We start from the raw sequence: 17432 nt of genomic DNA on the forward strand, positions 1-17432 counted from the left end.
GGGTCAGTTACCCAGGTCGGCCAGGGCGGACTCGATCGCGCGGGAGAACGTCGGGTAGGCCCAGATCATCGTCCGCAGCTGCTCGACCGGGACGGCCGCGTGCACGGCGAGAGCGAGGGCGTGCAGCACCTCCCCACCGGCCGGGCCGACCACCGTCGCGCCGACGAGCACGCCGCGACCGGCGTCCTCGACGAGCTTGACCAGGCCGGCCGCGCCCGGACCGTGCACGAACCCGCGCGAGGACGACGCCAGGTCGGTGGAGCCGGTGCGCACCGAGAGGCCGGCGTCGCGTGCCTGCTGCTCGCTCATGCCGACGCCGGCGACCTCGGGGTCGGTGAAGGTGACGTGCGGCACCGCTGCGTACGCCGCCGGCGGCCCGTCCTGGTCGAGCACGTCGCGCAGCGCGATCGCGGACTGGTACATCGACACGTGCGTGTAGGCGCCGTGCCCGGTCACGTCGCCGAGGACCCAGAGACCCTCGGCCGCCCGCAGCCGCTCGTCGACCTCGACGCTCCGCGCGGACGGGTCCAGCCCGACGGTGTCGAGACCGAGCCCGTCGAGGTTCGGGGTGCGGCCGGTGGCGACGAGCAGCCGGCCGCCCGTGACCCGCTCCTCCCCCACGACGACCGTGAAGCCGCCGTCGGCCCACTCGACCAGGCTCGGCTCCGCGCCGGTGACCACCCGCACACCCTCCTCGGCGAGCACCCGCTCGAGGGCGGCCGAAGCCTCGGGCTCGTCGTGGGGCAGCAGCCGCTCGTTGTGCTGGAGCACGGTGACCCGGCTGCCGAACCGCGCGAAGACCTGGGCCAGCTCGCAGCCGATCGGCCCGCCGCCGAGCACCACCAGCGAGGCCGGCACCTCGGTCGCCCGCAGCGCCTCGCGGTTGCTCCAGAACGGCGTGCCCTCCAGGCCCGGCACCGGCGGCGCCGCGGGACGCGTGCCGGGGTTGAGGACCACGCCGCGCCGGGCCGCGTAGGTCCGGGTCGAGCCGTCGCGGAGCTCGACCGCTACGCGGCGTACCCCGGTGAGGCGGGCGGTGCCGTGGTGCACCGTCGCGCCGGCGTCCTCGAGGCGGCGGACCGCGACCGTGTCGTCCCAGTCGTCGGTGGCCTTCTCGCGGATGCGGCGCGCGACCGGCGCCCACGACGGGGTCACCTCGACGTCACCGGCCAGCGTCCCTGCGCGACGGGCCTCGGCGAGGGTGCCGGCGGCGCGGAGCATCATCTTCGACGGGATGCACCCGTAGTAGGGGCACTCACCGCCGACGAGGTGCTTGTCGACCGCGACCACCGACAGGCCGGCCTGCGCCGCGCCGCTGGCGAGGGCCTCGCCGCCCGGCCCGAGGCCGACGACGACGAGGTCCACCTCGCGCGCCTGCTGCTCGTTGCTCATCGCGCCAGCATGGCGCGGCCGTCAAGCGCCGGGGTGCTTCAGCCCAGCGTCGCCTTGTTCCGCGAGAGGTTGCCCAGCACGCCGTTGACGAACTGCGGCGACTCGTCGGTCGACAGGTCGCGCACGAGCGCCATCGCCTCGCTGATCGCGACCGAGTCCGGGACGTCCTCGGCGTAGAGCAGCTCCCACAGGCCCAGGCGCAGCACGTTGCGGTCCACCGCGGGCATCCGCTCGAGGGTCCAGCCCTCGGCGTACTCCCGCAGCAGGGCGTCGATGCGCGCCTGCTGCTCGACCACGCCGCGCACGAGCGTGGCGGTGTAGGGGTTGGTCGGGGCCTCGCCCTCGGCGATCGCCCGGTCGAGCGCCTCGACCGGCGACTCGCCCCGCATGTCGGAGGCGTAGAGGACGTCGAGCGCGCGCTTGCGCGCCTTGGACCGCGCCGTGGAACGAGCCGACATCAGGACTTGACGCGTCCCAGGTAGGAGGAGTCGCGGGTGTCGACCTTGACCTTCTCGCCCTGGTTGATGAAGAGCGGCACCTGGATCTCGTGGCCGGTCTCCAGCGTCGCCGGCTTGGTGCGGCCGGTGGCGGAGTCGCCGGCGAGGCCGGGCTCGGTGAAGGTGATGACGAGCTCGACGGAGGCGGGCATCTCGATGAAGAGCACGCGGCCCTCGTTCGTCGCGACGATGACCTCCTGGTTCTCGAGCAGGAAGTTCTGCGCGTCGCCGACGATCTCCGGCGCGACCTCGAGCTGGTCGTAGGACTGGACGTCCATGAAGACGAACGACGTGCCGTCGTTGTAGAGGTACTGCATGGTGCGACGGTCGACCGTGGCGGTCTCGACCTTGGTGCCGGCGTTGAAGGTCTTGTCGACGTTCTTGCCCGACTCGACGTTGCGGAGCTTGGTCCGCACGAAGGCGGGGCCCTTGCCCGGCTTGACGTGCTGGAACTCCACCACGGACCAGAGCTGCCCGTCGATGTTGAGGACCATGCCGTTCTTGAGGTCGTTCGTCGTTGCCATGCGCGCGTTGTCAGCCTTCGTCGTCGTCCGGTGGGCGGAGGTGCTCGTGGCCGCCTCACCGGCGCCTCCGGGCACGGCGCACGAGTCTACCGGCGCGGCGCTCCTTCCCCCGAATACGGGCCTCGTGCTGCCCAGCGGGCGCCAGGACGCACGGTGGGCAGCACGAGGCCGCAGGGGTTCAGCCGCGCGCGAGCACCTCGAGGGCCATCCGGTAGCCGTCGACCCCGTGGCCCGCGACGACCTCGACGGCGTACGCCGTGACGACCGAGTGGTGGCGGAACTCCTCGGGCCGCTTGCTCGGGTCGGAGAGGTGCACCTCGACCAGCGGCGCCTCGAGCTGGGCGCACGCGTCGAGCACGGCGTAGGAGTAGTGCGTCCACGCGGCGGCGTTGAGCACCACCGGGATCCGGTCGTCGGCGGCCTGGTTGAGCCAGTCGACCATCACGCCCTCGTGGTTGGTCTGGCGCACCTCGACCTCGAGCCCGAGCTCCGCGCCCCACGCGACGCAGAGGTCGACGAGCTCGGCATGGGTCGTGGTGCCGTAGATCTCCGGCTGGCGCCGGCCCAGCCGGCCCAGGTTCGGCCCGTTGAGGACGAGGACCCTCACGGCTGCTCCGGTGCCTCTTCCCCGAGCTCGAGGGCGTCGTACGCCGCGCGCAGGTTCGCCTCGGACGGCCCGGCCAGGACCGCCGGCCGCGCGACGTCGTCCAGCACGACGAACCGCAGCTGGGAGCCGCGCGCCTTCTTGTCCACGCGCATCAGCTCGAGCACGTCGTCGAAGGACGGGCCGGACATCCCCGTGGGGAGGCCGAAGCGGCCGAACAGGTCACGGTGCCGCTGCACCAGGTCGGGGCCGATCCGGCCCTCGAGCCGCGCGAGCTCGGCGACGTACACGCAGCCGAGCGAGACAGCCTCGCCGTGGCGGATGGAGTAGCCGCTGATCGCCTCGATCGCGTGCCCGAGGGTGTGGCCGTAGTTGAGGACCTCGCGACCCGGGTGGCCGTCGCGGCCGCCGGTCTCGCGCAGGTCGGCGACCACGACGTCGATCTTCACGCGGATCGCGCGCTCGACGAGCTCGCGGAGCACCGGGTCGTCGACCCCGAGCGTGCCGGGCTCGAGGGACTCGGCGAGCCGGAGGATCTCCGGGTCGGCGATGAAGCCGCACTTGATGACCTCGGCCAGGCCGGAGACGAGCTCCTCGCCGGCGAGGGTGCGCAGGTAGGACAGGTCGCACAGCACGCCGGCCGGCTCGTGGAAGGCGCCGACGAGGTTCTTGCCGGCCTCGGTGTTGACCGCGGTCTTGCCGCCCACGGCGGCGTCGACCATGGCGAGCAGCGTGGTGGGCACGTGCACGACGCGTACGCCGCGCAGCCAGGTGGCGGCGATGAACCCACCGAGGTCGGTGGTCGCGCCGCCGCCGAGGGTGACGACGACGTCGGAGCGCGTGAAGCCCTCCTGGCCCAGCGCGTTCCAGATCTCGGCCGCGACGTCGACCGACTTCGCCTCCTCGCCCTCGGGCACCGCGAAGACCAGGACCTCGCGCTCGCCGAGGGTGTCGACGAGGTCGTCGGCGTAGGGCTGCAGCCGCGTGTCAACGACCAGCGCGACCCGCTCCGCGGCGTCGCCGACCATGGCCGGCAGGTGGCGGGCCAGGTCGGTGCCGACCACGACGTCGTACGGCGAGGCGCCGCCGACGTGCAGCGTGGTCTCGGCGGTGCCCGCGGTGGGGGTGGGGTCAGTCATCGGGGAAGGGCCTCCAGGATCTCGTCGGCGACCTGCTGGGGGGTGCGCCCGTCGGTGTCGACGACCAGGGTGGCCACCGACTCGTACACCGGCGCCCGCTCGTCGAGCAGCGCCTTGACCCGCGACCGTACGCCACCGACCAGCAGCGGGCGCGACGTGCCGAGGCCGACCCGCTTGACCGCGTCGGCCAGGCCCACGCGCAGGAACACCACGGGGTGGCCGGCGAGCTGCTCGCGGGTCGCGGGGTCGAGGACCGCTCCCCCGCCGAGCGCGAGCACGCCGTCGTGCTCGGCCAGCGCGGTGGCGACCGCGGCCGCCTCGAGCCGCCGGAAGTGCGCCTCGCCGGAGTCGACGAAGATGTCGGAGACCGAGCGGCCCTCGGCCGCCTCGACGTCCTGGTCCGTGTCGCGGGCGGCCACGCCCCACGCGTCGGCGAGCAGCCGGGCGACAGTCGTCTTGCCGGCGCCCATCGGGCCGACGAGCACCGCGCGCGGGCCGTGCGTCGCGGCGCTCACCGGTAGCGCAGGGCGGCGAGGTAGGACTCCGCGTTGCGCCGCGTCTCCGCCACCGAGTCGCCGCCGAACTTCTCCGTCACCGCGTCCGCGAGCACGAGCGCGACCATCGCCTCGGCGACGATGCCGGCGGCCGGGACCGCGCAGACGTCGGAGCGCTGGTGGTGCGCGACCGACTCCTCGCCGGTCGCGACGTCGACGGTGCGCAGGGCGCGCGGGACGGTCGCGATCGGCTTCATCGCGGCGCGCACCCGCAGCACCTCGCCCGTGGTCATGCCGCCCTCGGTGCCGCCGGAGCGGCCCGAGACGCGGCGGATGCCCTCGTCGGTCGGGACGATCTCGTCGTGCGCGAGCGAGCCCGGCGTGGCGGCCAGCTCGAAGCCGTCGCCGACCTCGACGCCCTTGATCGCCTGGATGCCCATGAGCGCGCCGGCCAGGCGCGAGTCGAGGCGGCGGTCCCAGTGCACGTGCGAGCCGAGGCCCGGCGGGAGGCCGTGGACGACGACCTCGACCACGCCGCCCAGGGTGTCGCCGTCCTTGTGCGCCTGGTCGATCCGCTCGACCATCCGCCGGGAGGTGTCGGCGTCGAGGCAACGCACCGGGTCCTCGTCCAGGCGGGCGACGTCGTCGGCCTGCGGCCAGAGCCCGTCGGGGGCACGGACCCCGCCGAGCTCGATGACGTGGGAGACGATGCGGGCGCCGACGGCCTGCTCGAGGAAGTTGCTGGCCACCCGGCCGAGGGCGACGCGCGCCGCGGTCTCGCGGGCCGAGGCGCGCTCGAGGATCGGGCGGGCGTCCTCGAAGTCGTACTTCTGCATGCCGGCGAGGTCGGCGTGGCCCGGGCGGGGGCGGGTCAGCGGCGCGTTGCGGGCCATCGACGCGAGCTCGTCGGGGTCGACCGGGTCGGCCGCCATGACCTTCTCCCACTTGGGCCACTCGGTGTTGCCGACCTGGATCGCGACCGGCCCACCCTGGGACTCGCCGTGGCGCACGCCGCCGACGAGCGTGACCTCGTCCTGCTCGAACTTCATCCGGGCGCCGCGGCCGTAGCCGAGCCGGCGACGGGCCAGGGAGTCCTGGATGTCGGCCGAGGTCACCCGCACGTGGGCGGGCAGACCCTCGAGGATCGCGACCAGGGAGGGGCCGTGGGACTCGCCCGCGGTGAGCCAACGAAGCATGGGCGTCAGTCTCCCACGAGCCCCCGACGCGACCGGACGCTCACCCGGTGACGAGACCGTCGAGCACCGGCTCGCCGATCCACACGCCGAGCAGCGCGGCCACCAGCATGAACGGCCCGAACGGGAACGCCTTGCGCTCCACGACCCGCAGCAGCGACAGCAGCCCGCCACCGACGCCGCCGAGCAGGAACCCGCCGTACACCCCGACGAGCAGCTCGCCCCAGCCCAGGTGCCCGAGCGCGATGCCGAGGAGGCCGGCGAGCCGCACGTCGCCGTAGCCCAGGCCGCGCGGGTGCACGAACCACAGGACGAAGAAGATGCCCCCCGCGAGCAGCCAGCCCCAGAACGCGCGGACCAGGTCGTCGGTGTCCCGCGTGACCACCCAGGTGACCAGCGTCAGGGCGATCGTGAGGAGGTACGTCGGCGCGATCACCTTCGTCGGCAGCAGGCGGGTGCGCCAGTCGACCACCGCGAGGGCGACCGAGACCGGCACCAGGGGCGCCAGCGGCAGCAGGTCCCAGTCGGCGCCGACCGACCAGCCGACCAGCGCCCCCGCCGCGGCGGAGGCGAGCGCCGCCTTCCACACCAGCCCCGGCAGGCGGGCGATGTCGGCGTAGGGCTCCTTGGGTTCCTCCGCCCCCTCCGTCTCCTCCGCGCCGGCGACGACCGGGGCGTCCTGCTCGGCGACCGTGTCGTCGGTGGTGGTCGGCTCCGGCTCGGGGATCCACGCGATGAGCGCCGGCACCACCAGCCCCAGTCCGCCGCAGACCAGCGCGAGCGCCACGGCGGCGACCACCTGGTCGTTCACCGAGCCTCTCCCCCGCTCGCGCTCCCGCTCCCGTGCGTCGCGCCCCCGTGCAGCGCCGCCTCCCCTGCGGCCCGCATGACGGCGACCGACGGCAGCCGGCCGGTGAACAGCTCGACCTGGAGCGCCGCCTGGTGGACGAGCAGGTCGAGCCCGCCGACGAGCACCCGCCCGCCGTGCGCCTCCTCGACCACGGACGCGGCCAGCGGGGTCGGCCACGGGTCGTAGACGACCTCGAAGAGCACCGGCACGTCGCGGCAGCCGGCCACCAGCGCCTCGGTCTGCGCCGCGGCCGGGATCGTCGAGACGACGACGTCGGCCCGCGGCGGGTCCGCCAGGGACGCGAGCACGACCTCGGGCGCGGAGGGATGGCGGCGTACGGCCTCGGCGGCCTCCGCGCCGCGCGCCTCCGAGCGCACGTGCAGGGTGACCCGCTCCGCCCCGAGCTCGCACAGGGCCAGCCCGGTCGACGCCGCGGTCGCACCCCCGCCGAGCACGGCGCCGGCACGGACCGGCCCGTCGTGGCGCTCCCGGACCGCCGCGACCGCGCCCGGCAGGTCCGTGTTGTCCGCGTGCCGGGCTCCCCCGTCGAGCACCAGCGTGTTGGCGGCGCCGACGAGCGCGGCACGGTCGGAGACGTCGTCGGCCAGCCCCATCAGCTCGCGCTTGAGCGGCATCGTCAGCGACAGGCCGCGCCACGAGTCGTCCAGGCCGGCGAGGAAGTCGGGCAGGCCGCCGGCCGGCACGCGGACGGCGTCGTAGGTCCAGTCCAGGCCGAGCTCGGCGTACGCCGCCCGGTGCAGCACCGGCGACAGCGAGTGGGCGATCGGGTCGCCGAGGACGGCGCAGCGCATCAGCAGCGGTCGGACTCGTTGGCGCAGTAGTCCTGCAGCTCCCTCTTGAACGAGAGGAACTCGTCGTAGCTGTCGGTGAACTTGGTCTCGCCCGTCGAGAGGTCGACCGTCACGTAGTAGAGCCACGAGCCCTCGGCGGGGTTCGCCGCCGCCTGGATCGCCGCGTCGCCCGGTGCCTCGATCGGGCCCGGCGGGAGCCCCGGCTGGGTGTAGGTGTTGTACGGCGAGTCCGCCACCGAGTCGATCTGGTCCTGGCTGAGCACGGCGATCGGCTCCTTGCCGAGCGCGTAGTTGACCGCGGCGTCGATCTGCAGCAGGCCGTTGGTCTGGCCGTTGTCGGGGTTCTCGATGCGGTTGTAGATCACCCGCGCGACCTTCGGCATGTCGTCACCGCGGCCCTCGGCCTCGACCAGGCTGGCCACGGTCATCAGCTCGTGCGGGGTGTAGCCGAGCTCGGCCGCGGCGTCCTCCAGGCCGGCCTCGTCGGCCGCCTGGCGCCAGCGGGTCACCATCGCCTGGACCATGTCGAGCGGCTTGGCGTTCGGCCCGAAGGAGTACGTCGAGGGGAACAGGTAGCCCTCGGGGTTGCCGCCGGCGTACTCCGGCAGGCCGATCTTGTCGGGCTGGCCGAGGACCTTCTCGAAGGCGCCCGCGCGGAAGTCGGTGCTCTCCGCGAGGATCTCGACCACCTGGTCGGTGTTGAGGCCCTCGGGGATCGTCACGGCGTTGGTGATGATGTTGGCGGGGTCGACGAGCACGTCGATCGCGTCCTCGGCGGCCATCTCCTTCTTGAGCGGGTAGAAGCCGACCTGGATGCCCGGCGCGTCCGGGTTCGCGGCGGCGGCGTCGATGCAGGCCTGCACCGAGGCGACGACGCCCTCGGCCTTCAGGCCACGGCAGATCGCGGCGCTCGAGTCGCCCTCGACCACCTCGAACGCCACCTCGCCCGTGCCGGGGCCGGCGAAGTCGTCGGGATCGGCGAACTGGTCCTCGACCCACGCGATCCCCCGCGTCACCGCGAAGTAGAGGCCGCCGGCCACGATCGCCAGCGCGACGAGGACGGCCAGGCAACCGGGCAGGCCGCGGCGCTTGCGTCGGCGACGACCGCCGACGGGCGCGGCGCCGTCCCCCGGCAGCAGCGTGTCGCTGGGGTGGCTCGGGTCGCTCACTGGGTCTCCTCGGGCTCCTCGGGCACTGCCCGGACGATCTCGCCGGGGGCGGTCCCCGTCGTGCGCTCGGTGTCGAGCGCGTGCTGCAGGATCAGGACCGCGGCGGCCTGGTCGACGACCGCCCGGCGCTTGCTGCCGGACCGGCCCCGGTCGCGGAGCATAGCCTCCGCCGAGACCGTGGTCAGCCGCTCGTCGACCAGCCGCACCGGTGTCGGCGCGACCCGCTCGGCCAGCCGCGCGGCGAACTCCCGGGTCTTGACCGCCGCCGGCCCCTCGCCGCCGGACAGGCTGCGGGGCAACCCGACGACGACCTCGGCGACCTCGGACTCCTCACGGATCTCGCGCAGGATCCGGGCGATCCGGGCGAGGTCGCCCTTGCCGCGGCGCACGGTCTCGACGGGCGTGGCGAGGAACCCGGTCGGGTCGCTGCGCGCCACGCCGATCCGGGCATCCCCCGGGTCGATCCCGAGCCGTACGCCGTGCCTCAAGCGCCCGCCGTCCGCGCGACCTCGGCGGTCACCAGCGCGAGCGCCTCGTCGACCCGGGTCGTGTCGGTGCCGCCGCCCTGGGCGACGTCGTCCTTGCCGCCGCCCTTGCCGCCGACGAGCGGGCCGACCGCGCGGACCAGCGCGTTGGCCGACAGCCCACGCTCGCGGGCCGCGTCGGTGACGGCCGCGACGACCGCGACCTTGCCGTCGGCCACGCCGATGACCACGACCACGCCGGGCTCGCCCTGCGGCAGCCGGCTGCGGACGTCCATCGCCAGCGTGCGCACGTCCCCGCCGGCCGCGCCGTCGGCGCGGTGGGCGACGACGTGGACGCCGCCCACGACCTCGGCGCCGGCCGCGAGCTGGCCACCGGCGGCGAGCAGCTGGGCGACGCGGGCCTTCTCGGCCTCCTTCTCGACCGCGCGCAGGCGCTCGACGAGCTCGGAGACCCGGCCGACGAGGTCGTCGGGCTGGGTCTTGAGCAGACCGGTGAGCTGGCTGACGACGTCACGCTCGCGGGCGAGGTAGGCGAAGCCCTCGACGCCGGTGAACGCCTCGATCCGGCGGTTGCCCGAGCCGACCGACGACTCGCCGGTGACGACGATCGTGCCGATCTGGGAGGAGTGGTCCACGTGCGTGCCGCCGCAGAGCTCGCGCGACCACGGGCCGCCGATCTCGACCACGCGCACCTTGGAGTCGTCATACGTCTCGCCGAACAGAGCGATCGCGCCCCAGTCCTTGGCCTCGGGGAGCGTCATGTACTGCCAGGAGACCGGCAGGTCGGCGCGGAGCGCGTGGTTGGACACCTGCTCGATGTCACGGACCTGCTGCGGGCTGAGGCCGGTGGTCCACCCGAAGTCGAGGCGGAGGTAGCCCGGCCGGTTGTAGGAGCCCGACTGCAGCGCGGTGGGGCCGAGCACCTCGCGCAGCGCCGCGTGCACCACGTGGGTGCCCGAGTGCGCCTGCCGCGCGCCGGTGCGCCACTCGGGGTCGACGCGGGCGTGCAGCTGCGCCGTCGAGGAGGCGTCGAGCTCACCGTCGACCACGCGCACCTGGTGCACGACCAGGCCGCGGACCGGCCGCTGCACGTCGAGCACCTCGAGCCGGCCGCCGTCGAAATCGATGAGGCCGGCGTCCGCCGCCTGGCCACCGGACTCGGCGTAGAACGGGGTGCGGTCGAGCACGAGCTCGCCGACCTCGCCGGCCGCCAGGGACCGGGCCGGCGCACCGCCGGAGAGCAGCGCCAGCGGGCGGGACTCGGTCTCGAGGGTCTCGTAGGCGAGCCACTCGGTCGGGCCGTGGGCGTCGAGGATGCCGCGGTAGACGCCGGTGTCGGCGTGCTGGCCCTTCTTGGCGCGCGCGTCGGCCTTGGCCCGCTCGCGCTGCTCGGTCATGAGCGCGCGGAATCCCTCCTCGTCGACGCTCAGCCCGGCCTCGGAGGCCATCTCCAGGGTCAGGTCGATCGGGAAGCCGTAGGTGTCGTGCAGCGCGAACGCCTGGTCGCCGGCCAGCCGGGTCGACCCGGAGGCCTTCACCTGCTGGGCGGCCTGGTCGAAGATCTGGGTGCCGGCCTGGAGCGTCTTGCGGAACGCGTCCTCCTCGGCGTACGCCACCCGGCTGATCCGCTCGAAGTCCGCCTCGAGCTCGGGGTAGGACGCCTTCATCCGGCTCATGCTCACCGGCAGCAGCTCGGGCAGCGCGCGGTCCTCGTAGCCGAGCAGCCGCATCGAGCGGACCGCGCGGCGCACCAGCCGGCGCAGCACGTAGCCGCGGGCCTCGTTGCCGGGGGTCACGCCGTCGCCGATGAGCATGAGGGCGCTGCGGACGTGGTCGGCCACGACGCGGAACCGCACGTCGTCGTCGTCGTTCGCGCCGTAGGTCTTGCCGGTCAGCTCGCTGGCGCGCTCGATGACGGGGAAGACCTCGTCGATCTCGTAGAGGTTCTGCTTGCCCTGCAGCAGGTACGCCACCCGCTCGAGGCCCAGGCCGGTGTCGATGTTCTTCGCCGGCAGCGGCCCCTCGACGTCGAAGTCGTCCTTGGCGCGCACGGCGCTGAGCGACTCCTGCATGAAGACGAGGTTCCAGATCTCCAGGAACCGGTCCTCGTCGGCGTTCGGACCGCCATCGGGACCGAACTCCGGCCCGCGGTCGACGTAGATCTCCGAGCACGGGCCACCCGGCCCGGGCACGCCCATGGACCAGTAGTTGTCCTTGAGCCCGCGCTCCTGGATCCGCTCGTCGGGCAGCCCGGCGATCGACCGCCACAGGTCGCGCGCCTCGTCGTCGGACGGCAGCACCGTCACCCAGATCTTCTCCGGGTCGAAGCCGAGGCCACCCTCCTCCACCGAGCCGGTGATCAGGCTCCAGGCGAAGCGGATCGCCCCCTCCTTGAAGTAGTCGCCGAAGGAGAAGTTGCCGCACATCTGGAAGAACGTGCCGTGCCGCGTGGTCTTGCCGACCTCCTCGATGTCGAGGGTGCGCACGCACTTCTGCACGCTCACCGCCCGGTCGTACGGCGCGGACTCCTGCCCGAGGAAGTACGGCTTGAACGGCACCATGCCGGCGTTGACGAACAGCAGGTTCGGGTCGTCCAGCAGCAGCGACGCCGACGGCACGACCGTGTGCGCGTTGGCCTCGAAGTGGGCCACGAACCGCCGTCGGATCTCCGCGGTCTCCATCAGGTGGTGCCTTCCTCGTTCGGTGCTTCGGTATCGGTGTGTTCGGCTGGTAGGGCGGTCGGACCCGCCGGGGCGACGAGCTCCGGCGTCCCGGCCGGCGTGAGGCCCAGCCGGGACCGGAGGTCGACCTCGGCGTCCGCCTTGCCCTGGGCGACCTCGTCGCGGAGCAGCCGGGCGCCGAGCGCCAGGCCGTTCCACCGGTCCCGGAGCCCGTCGGCGGTCAGCGCCTCGGCGGCGCGGCGGCCCCGCACCATGGCGTAGACCCCCGCTCCGGCCCCGGCGACGAACCAGAGGCCGCGGCTCATGCTGCGCTGCCCTCGTCGAGGGCGCCGCGCCGACGCGCCTCCCAGTCCCTGCGGGCGGCGCGCAGGTCGGCACGGCGCTGCTTGCGCGAGCGGCGGACCTCCCGCTTGACCTCGAACCGGATCCGGTTGCGCACCTCGGGAGAGAGCGCCCGGCGCACACCGGCGGCCAGCGACGCCGCCTGCACGACGGACTCGCGCAGCACCAGGTCGGCGAAGAGCGGAGCCGGCACCGCACCGACCGGCTCGACCGGTGTCGGCTCCGGCTCGCCGGCGCGGGTGATGACGAACTCCTCGGCGCGGGTCGCAGGCACCGGGGCGGCGACCCGGCGCTCGAGCGCGTCCAGCCGCTCGTGCAGCGCCGTGGCCTCGGCACGGGCGGCGGCCAGGTCGGCCCTCGCGCGCGCCCGCGCACGTGCGCCGGCGACCCCGACGACGAGCAGCAGCACGAGGAGGACCAGCAGCGCCGCGGCTGCCGCGACCACCGCCCAGCCCGGCAGGCTCCACTCCTCGACCATGGTGCCCGACCCTACCGTCCGGACCGGGTGCCCTTCGCGTCCGGACCACCCGCTCCGCGCACCAGGCGGCGTACCCGCTGCCAGCGCTCCTTGACCGCCGCCTCGGCGCCGAGCGAGGTCGGCTGGTAGTACTCCCGGTCGAGGACGACGTCGGGTGCGTACTGCTGCTCGGCGATGCCGAAGGGCTGGTCGTGGCTGTACTGGTACGTCGACCCGTGCCCCAGCTTCTTGGCGCCGGAGTAGTGGGCGTCGCGCAGGTGCGCCGGCACCGGTCCGATCTTGCCGGCACGCACGTCGGCCATCGCCGCGCCGATGGCGGTCGTGACCGCGTTGGACTTGGGCGCGACCGCGAGCGCGATCGTCGCGTGTGCCAGGGTCAGCTGCGCCTCCGGCATGCCGATCAGCTGCACCGTCTGGGCGGCCGCGACCGCGGTCGGCAGCGCGGTCGGGTCGGCGAGGCCGATGTCCTCGCTGGCCAGGATCATCAACCGGCGGGCGATGAAGCGCGGGTCCTCCCCCGCCTCCATCATCCGCGCGAGGTAGTGCAGCGCGGCGTCCGCGTCGGAGCCGCGCACGCTCTTGATGAAGGCGCTGGTGACGTCGTAGTGCTGGTCACCCTGCCGGTCGTAGCGGACCGCGGCCTGGTCGACGGCCGTCTCGGCCATCTCCAGCGTCACGACCTCCGAGCCGCGGGCCGCGGCCGCGCCGGTGGCGGCCTCGAGGTACGTCAGTGAGCGGCGCGCGTCGCCGCCCGCCAACCGGACGAGGTGCTCGAGCGCCTCCTCCTCGACCGTGAACCGGCCGGCGAGCCCGCGCTCGTCGACCAGCGCCTGGTCGAGCACGTCGCGGACGTGCTGGTCGGTGAGCGACTCCAGCCGCAGCAGCAGGCTGCGGGAGAGCAGCGGCGAGATCACGCTGAAGAACGGGTTCTCCGTGGTGGCCGCCACGAGCGTCACCCAGCGGTTCTCGACCCCCGGCAGCAGGGCGTCCTGCTGGGCCTTGCTGAACCGGTGCACCTCGTCGACGAACAGCACGGTCTCCCGGCCGGTCGCGACCAGCTCGGCCCGAGCGGTGTCGATCGCCGCCCGCACCTCCTTGACCCCTGCGGAGACGGCTGAGACCTCCACGAACCGGCGGTCGGTCTGCTGGCTGACGATCGAGGCGATCGTGGTCTTGCCGGTGCCAGGCGGTCCCCAGAGCAGCAGCGACATCGACTGCTCGTTCTCGATCAGCTGCCGCAGCGGCGCGCCGGGCGCTCGCAGCTGCTCCTGGCCGACCAGCTCGTCCAGGGTCCGCGGTCGCATCCGCACCGCGAGCGGGCTGGACGCGTGGGCCGCCGACGAGAGGGAGCCGCGGCCGGTCACCGGCCGCGGCTCCTCCGCGTCGAACAAGCCTTCCACGAGGTCGGGCTCAGGCGCTCTCGTCCCGGACGATCCGGCGGCCCGGGAAGTCGTACCAGGTGTCGCTGTAGCCCGAGTCGGTGCCGATGTCGGTGTTCCGGTCGGCCCCGGGGACGGGGTCGCCGTGCCGGTCGACGCCGAGCAGCGGGGCGGTCACCGGCTCGGCCGGGTGGTGCCCGATCTCGCCGGCGAAGTGGCACGCGACCTTGTGCCGGCGACCGATCTGCATCAGCGGCGGCTCCACCGCGGCGCAGATGTCCTGCGCGAAGGGGCAGCGGGTCCGGAACCGGCAGCCCGACGGCGGGTTGATCGGGCTCGGCACGTCACCCTGCAGCTGGATCCGCTCGCGCCGGCCGCCGATCGCGGCCTGCTTCACGTCCGGCGCCGCGGAGAGCAGCGCCTGGGTGTAGGGGTGGTTGGCGTGCTGGTAGATCGCGTCCCGCTCGCCGATCTCGACGATCTTGCCCAGGTACATGACCGCGATCTCCGGGCAGAAGTGCCGGACCACCGCGAGGTCGTGGGCCACGAAGAGGAAGCCGATGTTGAACTCGCGCTGGATGTCCTGGAGCAGGTTGATGACCTGCGCCTGGATCGAGACGTCCAGTGCCGAGACCGGCTCGTCGGCGACGAGCAGCTTCGGCTGGAGCGTCAGCGCGCGGGCGATGCCGATGCGCTGGCGCTGGCCGCCGGAGAACTCGTGCGGGTAGCGGTTGTAGTGCTCGGGGTTGAGGCCGACGATCTCCAGCAGCTCCTGGACCCGGCTCAGCACCTGCTTCTTGGGCACCACGTCGTGGATCTCCAGCGGCGCGCCGATGATGCTGCCGACGGTGTGCCGCGGGTTCAGCGAGCCGTAGGGGTCCTGGAAGATCATCTGGATCTCCCGGCGCAGCGGCTTGAGCTGGCGGGCGCCGAGGTCCGCGATGTCGCGACCCTCGAAGTGGATGCTCCCGGCGGTCGGCTTGTAGAGCCGCGTCACCAGGCGGCCGGTCGTGGACTTGCCACAACCGGACTCCCCCACCAGGCCCAGCGACCCGCCGGACTCGATCTGGAAGCTGATGCCGTCGACCGCCTGGACGTGACCAACGGTGCGTCGGATCAGCCCGGACGACTTCACGGGGAAGTACATCTGCAGGTCACGGACGTCGAGCAGGGGCGCGCTCCCGTCCGTGGCGGTCGAAGGGCCTGTGGGGGCCGCATCGGTCATGGTCATGACCGGGCCACCTCCTCCTCGTTCGGGACGGTCGGGTCGGTCAGGTGGCACCGCTTGAGGTGCCCCGGACCGCGCGTGCCGGGGGTGAGATCCGGCTGCTGCGTGACGCACAGGTCGCCTGCGACCTGGTCCTTGTAGCGGCAGCGGGGATGGAAGGCACAGCCGCTGGGCGGGCTCAGCAGGCTCGGCGGGGTGCCCGGGATCGGGACGAGCTTCTCCTCGACGTCCGCGGTGAGGTCCGGGACGCTGGAGAGCAGGCCCCAGGTGTAGGGCATCTCCGGGTGGGTGAGCAGCTCCTTGGTCGGGCCGTACTCCACGGCCTTGCCGGCGTACATCACCAGGACGTCGTCCGCCATCTCCGCGACGACCCCGAGGTCGTGGGTGATGATGATGATGCCGGTGTTGAACTCCCGCTGCAGCTTCTGCAGCAGGTCGAGGATCTGCGCCTGCACCGTCACGTCGAGCGCGGTCGTCGGCTCGTCGGCGATGACCAGGCCCGGGTCGTTGATGAGCGCCATCGCGATCATCGCGCGCTGGCGCATGCCGCCGGAGAACTGGTGCGGGTAGTCGTCGACCCGCCGGTCCGGCTGCGGGATCCCCACGAGCTCGAGCATCTCGATCACCCGGGCGCGGGCGGCCTTCTTGCTCACGTCGTGGTGGACCCGGTAGGCCTCGCCGATCTGGTTGCCGACCGTGTAGTAGGGGTGCATGGCCGACAGCGGGTCCTGGAAGATCATCGCGACCTCCCTGCCCCGCCGCAGCCGCATCTCCTCGTCGGTGATCGTGAGCAGGTCCGTGCCCTCGAGCAGGATCTGCCCGCTGACCTGGGCGCTGGTCCCCCGGTGCAGACCGAGGATGGCTGAGCTCGAGACCGACTTGCCCGAGCCGGACTCGCCCACGATGCCGAGGGTCTTGCCCTTGGCCAGGTCGTACGAGAGACCGTCGGTCGCCTTGACGACGCCGTCCGGCGTCGGGAAGTGCACGCGGAGGTCTCGCACGCTGAGGAAGTTGTCCACCGTCTGAGTCTCTTCCTACCCGAGCCGTACTCGGGGATCGATGAAGGCGTAGGAGATGTCCACGATGATGTTCATCAAGATGACGAACGCACCGGCCAGCACCACGACGCCGATGACGGTCGGGAGGTCCCACGCCTCGCTCGCCTGCACGGTCAGCAGTCCCAGTCCCGGGTAGGCGAAGACCGACTCGGTGATGATCGCCCCGCCGAGCAGCGTCGCGAAGTCGAGACCGGTCATCGTCACCAGTGGGGTCAGCGCCGCGCGCAGGCCGTGCTTGAACAGCACGGTGCGCTGCTTGAGGCCCTTGGACTTCGCGGTGCGGATGTAGTCCTCGGTCATCGACTCCAGCATGAACGCACGGGTCATCCGCACGTAGCCGGCCATGAAGACCAGGGCGAGGGTGAACGACGGGATGATCAGGTTGCCCAGCCAGGACGCCAGGCCGCCGTCCTCGAGGGAGATGTACGTCGGGTACGGCCACAGCTCCCACTTCACCGCGAGGTACTTGAGGAAGAAGACCGCGATGAAGAAGGTCGGGAAGGCGTAGGCGACGAGGGTGAGGCCGACGATGCCGCGGTCGATGAAGGAGCCCTTGAAGACCGCCGCCAGGATGCCGAACAGCACGCCACCGACCAGCCACATCACCAGCGCCACCAGCGCCAGCGAGATCGAGACCGGGGCCGCGTCCACGACCAGGTCGTTGACGGTCGAGGAGTTCAGGTGGGAGTAGCCCAGGCACGGCGCGGCGCAGTGCGTGACCACCTCGGGTGCCGCTGCGCGCAGCTCCTCGTCGGCGGGGAAGTCACGGCCGGCGACGATGCCCTTCATGAACAGCCCCCACTGCTCGTAGACCGGCTTGTCGTAGCCCAGGGCGGCGCGAGCCTGGTCGCGCTGGTCCTCGCTGCAGTTCTTGCCGCAGGCGTAGCGCGCCGGGTCGACGGGCGAGGCGAAGAAGAGGACGAAGGTCACCAGGGTGAGCGCCAGCAGCAGCGCGACACCGATGAACAACCGGCGGACGATGTATGCCCACATCGGTCGGGTCTCACCTCAATCGAGGTCGTCGGGAGGCACCCCGGTGGGGGTGCATGTCTGCGTGGCTCGACGCAGGGTGGGTCGAGCCTGGTCCGGGACGGGCCCGGACCGGGT

Annotated in this window: 18 protein-coding genes; all 18 read right to left on the reverse strand. The window is 73.0% G+C overall.

Annotated elements, in window-relative coordinates; translation table 11 throughout:
- Window positions 1–3 precede the first annotated feature (3 nt).
- Complete coding sequence (locus G6553_RS02640) at window positions 4–1392, reverse strand: NAD(P)/FAD-dependent oxidoreductase (protein WP_166188927.1); 1389 nt, start codon at window positions 1390–1392, stop codon at window positions 4–6.
- Window positions 1393–1430: 38 nt separating this feature from the next.
- Window positions 1431–1850 carry a transcription antitermination factor NusB gene (gene nusB / locus G6553_RS02645; protein WP_166188928.1) on the reverse strand — a complete coding sequence of 140 codons (420 nt, stop codon included), beginning with the start codon at window positions 1848–1850 and terminating at the stop codon, window positions 1431–1433.
- Window positions 1850–2413 (reverse strand): elongation factor P, encoded by a 564-nt coding sequence (gene efp, locus G6553_RS02650; RefSeq protein ID WP_166188930.1) that lies wholly within the window; start codon window positions 2411–2413, stop codon window positions 1850–1852. The genes nusB and efp overlap by 1 nt, the downstream gene beginning before the upstream one ends.
- 178 nt (window positions 2414–2591) lie before the next feature.
- Window positions 2592–3020, reverse strand: a complete 429-nt coding sequence (locus tag G6553_RS02655; RefSeq protein ID WP_166188932.1) for a type II 3-dehydroquinate dehydratase — start codon at window positions 3018–3020, stop codon at window positions 2592–2594.
- A complete protein-coding gene (gene aroB / locus G6553_RS02660; protein WP_166188934.1) occupies window positions 3017–4156 on the reverse strand; it encodes a 3-dehydroquinate synthase in 1140 nt (379 codons plus the stop codon). Before aroB ends, G6553_RS02655 begins: the two co-directional genes overlap by 4 nt.
- Window positions 4153–4626 (reverse strand): shikimate kinase, encoded by a 474-nt coding sequence (locus tag G6553_RS02665; protein WP_166189075.1) that lies wholly within the window; start codon window positions 4624–4626, stop codon window positions 4153–4155. The genes aroB and G6553_RS02665 overlap by 4 nt, the downstream gene beginning before the upstream one ends.
- Window positions 4627–4667: 41 nt before the next feature.
- Window positions 4668–5846, reverse strand: a complete 1179-nt coding sequence (gene aroC / locus G6553_RS02670) for a chorismate synthase (protein WP_166188936.1) — start codon at window positions 5844–5846, stop codon at window positions 4668–4670.
- 40 nt (window positions 5847–5886) lie between these two features.
- The gene (locus G6553_RS21990) at window positions 5887–6654 is read right to left on the reverse strand and encodes an A24 family peptidase (protein WP_166188938.1); all 768 of its coding nucleotides are present in this window, start codon (window positions 6652–6654) and stop codon (window positions 5887–5889) included.
- The gene (locus G6553_RS02680) at window positions 6651–7505 is read right to left on the reverse strand and encodes a shikimate dehydrogenase (protein ID WP_166188939.1); all 855 of its coding nucleotides are present in this window, start codon (window positions 7503–7505) and stop codon (window positions 6651–6653) included. Before G6553_RS02680 ends, G6553_RS21990 begins: the two co-directional genes overlap by 4 nt.
- Window positions 7505–8674, reverse strand: a complete 1170-nt coding sequence (mltG, locus tag G6553_RS02685; RefSeq protein WP_166188941.1) for an endolytic transglycosylase MltG — start codon at window positions 8672–8674, stop codon at window positions 7505–7507. Before mltG ends, G6553_RS02680 begins: the two co-directional genes overlap by 1 nt.
- Window positions 8671–9162, reverse strand: coding sequence for a Holliday junction resolvase RuvX (ruvX, locus tag G6553_RS02690; protein ID WP_166188943.1), 492 nt, complete (start codon window positions 9160–9162; stop codon window positions 8671–8673). The genes mltG and ruvX overlap by 4 nt, the downstream gene beginning before the upstream one ends.
- Complete coding sequence (gene alaS / locus G6553_RS02695; RefSeq protein ID WP_166188945.1) at window positions 9159–11840, reverse strand: alanine--tRNA ligase; 2682 nt, start codon at window positions 11838–11840, stop codon at window positions 9159–9161. Before alaS ends, ruvX begins: the two co-directional genes overlap by 4 nt.
- Window positions 11840–12145, reverse strand: coding sequence for a DUF6167 family protein (locus tag G6553_RS20615; RefSeq protein WP_207619270.1), 306 nt, complete (start codon window positions 12143–12145; stop codon window positions 11840–11842). Before G6553_RS20615 ends, alaS begins: the two co-directional genes overlap by 1 nt.
- The gene (locus G6553_RS02705; protein WP_166188946.1) at window positions 12142–12660 is read right to left on the reverse strand and encodes a hypothetical protein; all 519 of its coding nucleotides are present in this window, start codon (window positions 12658–12660) and stop codon (window positions 12142–12144) included. The genes G6553_RS20615 and G6553_RS02705 overlap by 4 nt, the downstream gene beginning before the upstream one ends.
- 11 nt (window positions 12661–12671) lie before the next feature.
- Window positions 12672–14060 carry a replication-associated recombination protein A gene (locus G6553_RS02710; protein ID WP_347565453.1) on the reverse strand — a complete coding sequence of 463 codons (1389 nt, stop codon included), beginning with the start codon at window positions 14058–14060 and terminating at the stop codon, window positions 12672–12674.
- Window positions 14061–14070: 10 nt separating this feature from the next.
- Window positions 14071–15270: a dipeptide ABC transporter ATP-binding protein gene (locus G6553_RS02715; RefSeq protein ID WP_166188948.1), complete on the reverse strand. Its 1200-nt coding sequence runs from the start codon at window positions 15268–15270 to the stop codon at window positions 14071–14073.
- The gene (locus tag G6553_RS02720) at window positions 15267–16286 is read right to left on the reverse strand and encodes an ABC transporter ATP-binding protein (RefSeq protein WP_166188950.1); all 1020 of its coding nucleotides are present in this window, start codon (window positions 16284–16286) and stop codon (window positions 15267–15269) included. The genes G6553_RS02715 and G6553_RS02720 overlap by 4 nt, the downstream gene beginning before the upstream one ends.
- Window positions 16287–16301: 15 nt before the next feature.
- On the reverse strand, window positions 16302–17318 hold the full coding sequence (locus tag G6553_RS02725) for an ABC transporter permease (RefSeq protein WP_166188951.1): 1017 nt from the start codon (window positions 17316–17318) through the stop codon (window positions 16302–16304).
- Between the last annotated feature and the right edge of the window lie 114 nt (window positions 17319–17432).

It is taken from the genome of Nocardioides sp. IC4_145 (assembly GCF_011250565.1).
GTDB lineage: Bacteria > Actinomycetota > Actinomycetes > Propionibacteriales > Nocardioidaceae > Nocardioides.